Origin of the sequence: Aquidulcibacter sp., assembly GCF_020253525.1 — a bacterium.
GTDB lineage: Bacteria > Pseudomonadota > Alphaproteobacteria > Caulobacterales > Aquidulcibacteraceae > Aquidulcibacter.
The window spans coordinates 1-8,973 of sequence record NZ_JADCBK010000124.1; the positions used below are offsets into that span (position 1 = coordinate 1).

Below are 8,973 nucleotides of genomic sequence, written 5' to 3' on the forward strand. Positions count from 1 at the left end.
CTCCTCGGCTTTTACTTGCCCAGCTTCAGTCTGCCACATAACGCGCACTTCCTCCTTCGACAGGGCCGATATGGTCAATGGATTGTGCGATGTCAGAATGAATTGGCAATTTCGGTCTGTGCCCACTTCTTCTACCCAAGTCTCTAGTAGCCGCAAATACTCTCTTTGCCACACAGGATTCAAATGAGTGTCTGGCTCATCCAACAGGAACAGAACTCTTTTGTTTCTCGCTATGCGAATGAGCCCAAGAACCATCAGTAATTGACGCTCACCATCCGACAAATCTGAAAAACTCACTTCAGAAGTCGTAACGTCAGTCCGATTCACCCACACAGTTATGCGGCGGACAAGGTCAGAGATATCCAACGCCTCAAGCGCTTGGAACATTTTCTGGTCTGTTTCATATTTTTGCCGAAACTGATCAATGGCACTCTGATTACGCAGAAAGCAACCTAATTGGGTTTCTTCAGCAGGCTTGTTTCGATAGTCGTCGCTCTCCTTGGAAACCGCGGCGACCGGCATAAATGCACTATCTCTTAGATTTCGAGTACATTCGCCCGCTATACCCTTGGCACCCCACATATCGATTGGCCACGCGAGTTTTCTGTCGAGCGGAGGCCTACCATTTAGCTTGAAACTATAAATGTTGGCTTGTTTGTTCCATGTATTTTGATTGAACCAACTCGGCTCGCGCAACACAGCCAATGCTGAATGAACGTCGGCAATTCTAAGATACTGATTCAACAATCTCTTGATCTTCTCATCAGGGAATGCCGATTGGCACAAGAGAGCCATTGCTCCGTGAACTGGTCGACAAAAGAAAAGCCGACGTTCTCTCTCAGCCACATCAATATCAGTATCTTCCCTATAAACATGGCGATAGTAGCGCGCTTGGTGCCGGTCAAAAAGTGATTCCAGACGTCGACCACTTCCCGAATAATAACCAAAAATCATATCTGGGAAGATATCTGATTTCCGATCGGAAAAGTTTTTAAGTGATAAAGCTTCACCGTCAAGCAATACTGTAGCTCGAGCATTTAGATTGCTTAGCTCGACTTTAAACCCTTGAATCCTATAAATAATACGATATTTAAACTGAGGATAATCTTCTCCTAAGTCATAGGCTCGGAATACACGCACAATAGCTTCAATGAGATTAGACTTTCCGGACCCATTTTGACCAATGATGACAGTGGTCAACTTGGTCTCGTCAAAATCGAGCTCCAAACCGTGTAGATTCTTGAAGCCATCTATTGCGACGTGATCTAACCTCATATTTGGACCCTCAAAAAATGTGGCCCGATATCCGCCGCCAGATAACCGGCCTCTATCTCTTCAATTACTTGCTTGTAAAAATCTTCCATCGTTAGGTCAGCAAGCTTGAATAACTCCGCCATAAAGAATGGTCCCTCCAACACATCATCCCAACCAAGGACCTCGCGGCCTTCCGCGCCCAGATTGGTCTCGACTCGAACGATGAGTTGCTGCAGCTTTTGCGCCAAATATGGCTGACCTTGAACGTCTTCGTCAGTTCGGGACTTCTTCATTTGAATACTCTCTGATTTGCTTCTACGAACTGCAGCCGTAGCATCAAGCGAAATTTCCCCCAGTTGCGCGTCGAGTTTAGCGCTAATCGTTGGTAGTTTTGCCTTCACCTTCTTTGTTCGGGAATTAGCCAACTCGCCATCGCGCTCAGCCTTCACCCGCTCAAGAAGGACGCTGGCAGGTTCGTCATTGGGGTCTTGGGGGACGAGTTCGCCGCGAAAGGCTTTGGTTAGGATCGCAGCATCTAGCTTTGGTAGGAGTTTTGTGGCGCTTGTGTGCTCCATCGCCAACCGGTCTAGCCACGAGAAGGCTGTTTCGATGCGGCGGACAATTTCGGCTTGCTCTGATAGAGGCGCAAGCGGTACGGGTGATCTTCTGCAAATCTCTAAAGTTAGGTTTCTCTGGCCCGCAGTTGCCTTTGAGTTAGCTAGAGCCCAATTAAGGTAACCTTCCGACAATAACCAATGGGAAAGGTATGCCCCAGTTATCTCCTTCTTGGTACGAAAAATTGCGATGGCCTGATTGATGTTCCATTCTGGGTAATCATCAGGAACAATTGATACCTTACCTAACGGGGGACCTACAATGTTCATTAAAACGTCGCCGGGGAACACCCGAGATCGATTCAATTCATTCAAATGGGTGTTTTGATTAACAAATGTCGGCGTCTTCTTAAAGTTCAGACTACCGTCAAACGTCAGATTGTACACTTTGATAAAAGGAACTTCGCCCGCTTCGGATGAGAGCGCTTCTGCTTTGGGAGTAGTGCCCTTCGTGATCCAATGGCAAAGGCTTTCAGCTTCCCGCCACGTCCAAGATTCCGGAATTTGTCCAAGTCCGTCCCAAGTTGCCCCTTTGTTTACTTGAGCAGATGTGTCACGCCAATCCGCCGTAAGCTCTCCCGAAAACGCCAGAGCGAGGAGGCGTTGTTTGTAGCGGGCGATGAGGGTTGGGATGCGGTCTAGCTCTTTGCGTGCGCGGGTGGTTCGCGCCATCAGCCTATCGACTTTCGCTACAATGCGCCTTTGTTCCTCAATTGGAGCGATTTTGAGGTTAATCTGATTGACTAGTTCGGTGCGAGCGCGAGTTAAGGAGCCACCAACACCGGACTTGGTTTGGAGAAACAACTCTCGGAAACTAGGCTCTGATAAAGCTGCTCGAAGGAATTCTGGCAAGCAACCATGATCCCGATAGACTAACCACTCTGGTGACGCGATTTGATCGTGCTCATACGTCTCAGGAATCGCCCAAACCCGATTTAGATGTGGTATGATTTTACAAAGCAAGACGTCGCCCGGCAAAACGATTTGCTTTGTTGAGCCAATCTCAGCTCCGGCTACAACGTCGGGTTTGCCGTTTTGATATGCCGGAACACTATAAAGTTCGAAAACACTATCCAAATGACTGGCGGGATCAATGTTGCGGGTCTTCGTTGAAAAAGCTCCTAAAGGAACTTCAGCCCACCCACTCGGTAACTCATTCATGCGCTTGGCCCTTCGCTCATGGCCCGTGCTTGTTTGATGTCGCTATAGGTCCGTTTGTCGCCTTTGACCTTCCATTCGGTTAGGCCATTGCTGTTGCGATCAAGAACGATTGCGGCAGCGGCAGAGGGGCTGGAGAAGCTATAAGGCTTAGCAAAGACATAGAATCCCTCGCGTGCGGGGACCAGAATGCCTTGCTTGACCAAGTTTTCTTTGAGTCCGATATAGCTTTGCTGGAAATAGCCCGTATCGCGCAAGGCTTCTGATCCTTCTAGCACAACAAACTCGCCATCCTCTTCAACGGCTTGGGCTTGGACGCCAGATTTGTGGCGGATCTCGAACGTCATCTCGCCACTAGTGCGTTGCGCGATAGGGGTAGCTGTCTGGGTGACCGCGCGAGGCTGTGGCTTCAACATATCGAGGCCAACCACGGGCAGAATGATTTTTAGGTTGGCTAGGAATTGCTCCATATTTGCTTCATCGGCCTCTGGCAAACGGCGGCGCTTCTCTGATGGGCTGGTAGCATTGTCTAGAGTAACCCGGTTTGCCTGCGTTGCCATGGAGATCAGGCGTGCTTCCAAATACTCCACATGCCCCTTGGACAAGTCGTCGTCACTTGTTGTGACGGCAATTACTGTCTCCCAAAATGTGCGCTGATCAGCACTTTGTTTAATCCGCTCACGCACGCTGTTAGCTGAACCTATGTAAACACGCGTACCGCCAACAGCCTCGCCATCTGGGCCGGCTAAAATATAAATACCCGTTCGATCTAACTCTAGGCGTGCGGTTAGAGCCGCAAACGTGCTGCCGGTCGCGACAAATGTGACTCCAGTCCATCCGTGGATGGTTACTTTACGCAAACCCGTTGCGGTGCCGTCGACGAGGAAAAGTTGAATGGTTCGGCCGAAGGTTTCTGGGGCGGTCATTTTGCTTGCTCTCCGGTGCATTTAGACTTTGGAGCAGGTTGATGGCTTGAAAGTGTATGCCGAAGAATTATCGCCGGACGGTGAGGCAGCCTCAGCTTCCATACCGGACTAGATAGCTTAGTCCATGATCCGCTCTCGATCAAAAACTTATTGCCAGTAAGTTTTGAACCAGTTCCCAAAGACACTACCATGAAGCTCAATACTAGGGCACATAGGGCGAACCAAGACACCCAATCTTGTGGAATTTTTTCATCTAGCTTGAATGCAGCAACCAGAAAAAAGGCGATCCAGCCAACAGCCAAAAGAATGAACAACCGTTCGTTGACCCTACTAACAGAAAACTTGACACCGCTCTTCACGATCACAGTTTGGGTTAGCCGCCCTTCGATCGCGCCTTCAAGAAAATCGACGTGAGCCTCCCAGTTTTCCTGCCAGAACTTTGAGCTGATAGCCGTGAGAACACCAACAATTGCCGAAATCGCGCCCAATCCTGCCGGCAATAGTAGCGCGTTCCTTGAGAGGTTACCATTTGCGAAATCACGCCAAATAAAACCTAAAAGTGTAAACGCCGCCAGCTGAAACGCCCAGAAATAGGTGCCCCGCTTCCAATAATTGTCGATCTCAAATTGTCTCAGACTGTGAGCTCTGTTTAATGCGTCGCGATGCGCGGTGTTTGCTTCAGTTGCTGCCCCGCCAATCGGGAGGGCCAGCGCAGTAAAGTATGCAGCCTCTATTGCCCTCTTTGATTCATCGCTCACGCTGTTAAGTCCCCCACCAAAGCCAACTCCTCCTCTACTGCCTCAATCTCGGCCAAGGCTGCGCGCAAATGGCCAAGGATTGCTGCGGCAATATCATCGGGCTCTGTCAGTCCCTCTTCAATGACCTCTTCGTCGTCTCGCAACCATGAAATGTCGAGATTATCGTTACGCTTCGCGATATCTTCGCGTCTAAAACAACGGAAACGACCTTGCTCACCTTGGTCTGTTCTCGGTGACTTGCCATGCGCATCTGTTCCAAAGGCGGCGATGAAGGGCGCAAAATCTTCTTTGGTCAGCGTGCGGGCTTTCCCGAAATTCGGCATTTGGGCGCGCAAGTCATAGAACCAAACCTGATTTGTGGCCGCTACAGGCTTCTCCGCACGCTTGGTCAGAAACACCACGTTTGTTTTCACGCCTTGGGCGTAAAAAATGCCGGTTGGTAGGCGTAGGATTGTATGCACATCGCACAAATCCATCATCCACGCGCGGAGTTCACGACCCATATTATCTTCAAAGAGCACATTATCTGGAACCACGATCGCAGCGCGTCCGCCTATTTTTAGACCACGAACAACATGCTCCATGAAGGGTAGCGGTCCTTTTGCGGCAGTAGCGGTGATACTGAAGTCCTCGCGCGTCACTCGTTCTGGAAACTTGTTAAAAGGCGGATTAGTTAGGATCAGGTCTGCTTTATCGAATTTGTTAGCATCTGAAGTCAGCGCGTCGATACAATCGATTGGCTGGTTGATCCCATGTAAAAGCAGGTTCATCGTATTGAGACGATGTGTGCCCGTAATCAGTTCTGCGCCCTGAAAGGCTGAGTTACGCTGGAAAAATGCCTCCTTGTCAGACAATTTCATCAAATCATCAGTCTGGGCTAGGATTGCGCGATGGGCTGCGATCAAGAAGCCACCCGTCCCCGCAGCAGGGTCTTGGATGACCTCACCGGGCTTGGGCTGGACCAGAGTGACTATTGTGTCAATTAGTGCCCGTGGTGTGAAATATTGCCCGGCTTTTGATTTTCGTTCCGAAGTGGTGCGCTCAAGCAAGCCTTCATATAGATCGCCAAGGCCGTCTTCTTCAGCCGCGTACCAATCGACCTGATCGATTACTGTCACAAGGTTTGTGAGTGCCGTAGCTTTAGTCAGGGATGTTTTGGCATCGGCGTAGATTTGATTGACGAGCGGAAAATTGACTTTCGCGGGATTACCAAGATCTAACAAAAGTTGACGATAATGGATCAGCCTATCCTCGCCTTCGGTACTCATCAGCTTCTTCCAGCGATAGTCCTCATCAAGACGCAATTCCAATGGCTTGCCGTCTCGTTTGACTTCCTGAAGCATCTTCAAAAGCAAAAGGTAGGTGAGTTCGGTAACATACTCATAATAACTAACCCCCCCCCCTTGGAGGCTTTTGCTCGCATTCCAGAGCTTTTGGACCGTTTCTCTCGCGCGAACACCATTCATATCAACTGACCTGCTTCCAAACGGCTGAATTCAATTTTCCAAGCACCGAACCAAGCTCACCATCAAAGACTCTATTGATGCGATCCCATCCGCCACGCGCCTCAAAGGGCTCTGCATCGAACGCGGCTCGATCCACGACAATGGACTGTTTCATCTGTTCGCCAATCCGCTCAAGCCATTGGCGCTGTACGGGAGTCCAATTTTGCGACTTAAGGATCTCGCGAACCGCATTATTGACCCGGTCGGCATAGGGGATCAATGCGTCACCAATCGCGGCTTGCCGGATAAAGCCAATGATCGAAGCGGCAATTTCCTCATTCGTCGCATCCGCCCAAGCGCGTTGTACATTCGCATCGCTATAGCCTTCTGCGTCCAGTCGCAGTCGCAGTTGACGCAGCGCTTCGCGCGTCAGCTCTTGTGGGCGCTGAACCACTACACTCAAGGCGGCCAATGTGTTGAGGTTAGAGCGAATAAAATTGGCAAAGGCTTCTAGGAAGTCTTCAGGTCTTTCCGCGTCGCCATAACCGCGCGTGACAGAGATAACCCTATCCTCATGCTCAGAAATTGGAATGAAGCGCGGGGTGCCATCAGCGTGTGTCCAGTCTAGGATTGGACCCAAACCCGGTTTAAGCTTTGCCCAAGCTGCGAGGGCAGCTCCATCACCATTTTTGAAGCGCTCCAGAGATTCTTCAGGCGTTTCTCCTGCTGCCAATTCAAATTTCGCGCGGGCTTCAGCCGTCATCTTTCGAATTCTCCGACGCATACGCACGACAATTTGCTCGCGGATCCGCTCAAGATGCTCAGCATCAGCCGGGCCAACCAGCTCGTCAAAGAGCTTGGTCAAGGTAAACTTGGGGTCAGCCGCAACTGGGCGCATGTCTGTCATGTCCCCCAAAGTTGCATAGAGGTCCACAGCGTCGAAAATTCGGAAGCCAGCTTTGCCGATCTCGGGACAAAGCCTCGTGGCTCGACCGAGCATTTGCTCAAACAGGATCCGGCTGTTGACCCGGCGCATGAAAACCAGATTGCAAATCTTGGGTACATCAATCCCAGTGGTCAGCAAGTCGACGGTCACAGCGATTTTTGGCTGGGCATCGTTTCGGAACGCGCGAATTGCCTTGCGGGGCTTGTCGATCTTGCCCGTAATTTTGGCGATATCTGCATCCTGAATTGGACCTTGCGCGGCGCGAAACGCCTTTCTCAATTCATCTACCACGATATCTGCATGGGCATCGCTTACCGCAAAGACTAGGGTCTTGGCTTCCGCATCAATCTCGATGTGTTTAGTTAGTTCCTCAGCAACGGTTGCGTTGAAGGGGCCGGTAATTACAGACCTGTTGAACGCCTCGACCTCAAATTCCATATCGTCGGGCAATATCGCTTTTTGGATTTTCCCACTCCCGGTGTGGACGAAGTCGACCTCCTCTTCTCGCGCAAAGTGGATCCCTTGCGTTGAAAGCTGTGTTGTAATTCGGATCGGTGGTTCGTGATCCTCTAGATAGCCATCTACAACCGCCTCCCGGTAGGAGTAGGTGAACACGGGCTCACCAAATATCTCAGCCGTGTGTAAGGCTGGCGTAGCCGTGAGACCGATTTTAACCGCATCAAAATGATCAAGCGCGCGACGATATTTGGAGATGTAGTCGAGCTGATCTCGGAAGGCCAAATCGCTATCCGACATTTCTCGGTCTAGAAGATAGCCACGGTGGCACTCATCAATCACGATTAGATCGTACTGATCGACTGGGGGAACATCTTCGGGCTTTTCCGAATAAAGAACGCGCTTAACTAACCCCTGAACCGTGCAAATGTGGATTCTGGTGTCTGGGTCGGGCTTAACATCATCCAGACCTTTAAGCCCAAAAATGTCCGCGAAGGTCTTGCCATTGACAACCTTGGTAGAAGTAAACTCACCTTCTGCCTGTTCACCTAAAGCGCTGCGGTCCACCACAAAGCAAACGCGCCTGAATCGTTTGGCTGAAATCAAGCGATATAGCATAGCAATCGCGAGTTTGGTCTTTCCGGTTCCTGTCGCCATGGCCAGCAACATGCTTCGTCTTTCGGCGGCCAAAGCTGCTTCAACACTCTCGATTGCTGTCCGCTGGTAGTGCCGAATGGGAAAGCCAAAATCCCAAGCTTGCTTTTCGAGCATAGCCGTAGCCGCATCGACGTCCACATTGAGGCGCTCTAGCAAGCCTTCAGGGGTTGGCCATGCATTGAGGTCGGTTGCCGGATTTGTCGACCGTCGAAGATCACGGTACCAGATTCCTGACAACGTCCGGATTTGCCGCAGCAGCGGGCGGCCATTGGTTGAGAAGGCAAAGGGTACCAAGAAGCCATGCCACGGCGAGCCTTCACATGGCACACAATCGATCATTTTTGGAGATGTAGCATAGCGCTCAGCCTGCCGAAGGACTTCCATCACATTTCGATTTCGGCGCTTTGCCTCGACAATGCCAACGAGCTGGGTGCCACAAAAAAGCGCGTAATCCGCAGGTCCACTCGCCGTCGGCCACTCCGCAATGGCCATATTGCGGCCCTTCATCGGGCGGGTGCCCTTAGAAAATCTCAAGTTGATGCTGTCCGCTTCCCAGTTCGCGTGTCCCAGTTGTTGATCGATAAGGACACGGGTGGCCGCTTCATCCAGCTCAATTAGCTCCGCCGTATCTTGCGCAATTTCAATAATCGTCTCGACCGCGGGAGCGTCTTCTGCCTGTGCCACTTGCTTAGTGCGGATGATTTCTTCGGCTGTTTGTAGCAACCTTGCTTCCGCTTCGCTTGCTAGCTGTTCCCACAA

6 protein-coding genes are annotated in these 8,973 nt (G+C 50.7%); all 6 read right to left on the bottom strand.

The features are described 5' to 3' along the window. Nucleotides 1–1,275: AAA family ATPase (locus IOB61_RS13535; RefSeq protein ID WP_290817729.1), on the bottom strand; the 1,275-nt coding region annotated here is incomplete at its 3' end. Next, complete coding sequence (locus IOB61_RS13540) at nucleotides 1,272–3,029, bottom strand: restriction endonuclease subunit S (protein ID WP_290817732.1); 1,758 nt, start codon at nucleotides 3,027–3,029, stop codon at nucleotides 1,272–1,274. The genes IOB61_RS13535 and IOB61_RS13540, both read right to left, overlap by 4 nt. After that, complete coding sequence (locus IOB61_RS13545) at nucleotides 3,026–3,952, bottom strand: GIY-YIG nuclease family protein (protein ID WP_290817735.1); 927 nt, start codon at nucleotides 3,950–3,952, stop codon at nucleotides 3,026–3,028. Before IOB61_RS13545 ends, IOB61_RS13540 begins: the two co-directional genes overlap by 4 nt. Continuing rightward, on the bottom strand, nucleotides 3,949–4,710 hold the full coding sequence (locus IOB61_RS13550; protein ID WP_290817738.1) for a hypothetical protein: 762 nt from the start codon (nucleotides 4,708–4,710) through the stop codon (nucleotides 3,949–3,951). The genes IOB61_RS13545 and IOB61_RS13550 overlap by 4 nt, the downstream gene beginning before the upstream one ends. Beyond that, nucleotides 4,707–6,053 (bottom strand): N-6 DNA methylase, encoded by a 1,347-nt coding sequence (locus IOB61_RS13555; RefSeq protein WP_290817741.1) that lies wholly within the window; start codon nucleotides 6,051–6,053, stop codon nucleotides 4,707–4,709. Before IOB61_RS13555 ends, IOB61_RS13550 begins: the two co-directional genes overlap by 4 nt. Before the next feature lie 124 nt (nucleotides 6,054–6,177). Then, on the bottom strand, nucleotides 6,178–8,973 hold a 2,796-nt coding region (gene hsdR, locus IOB61_RS13560), incomplete at its 5' end, for a type I restriction-modification system endonuclease (protein WP_290817744.1).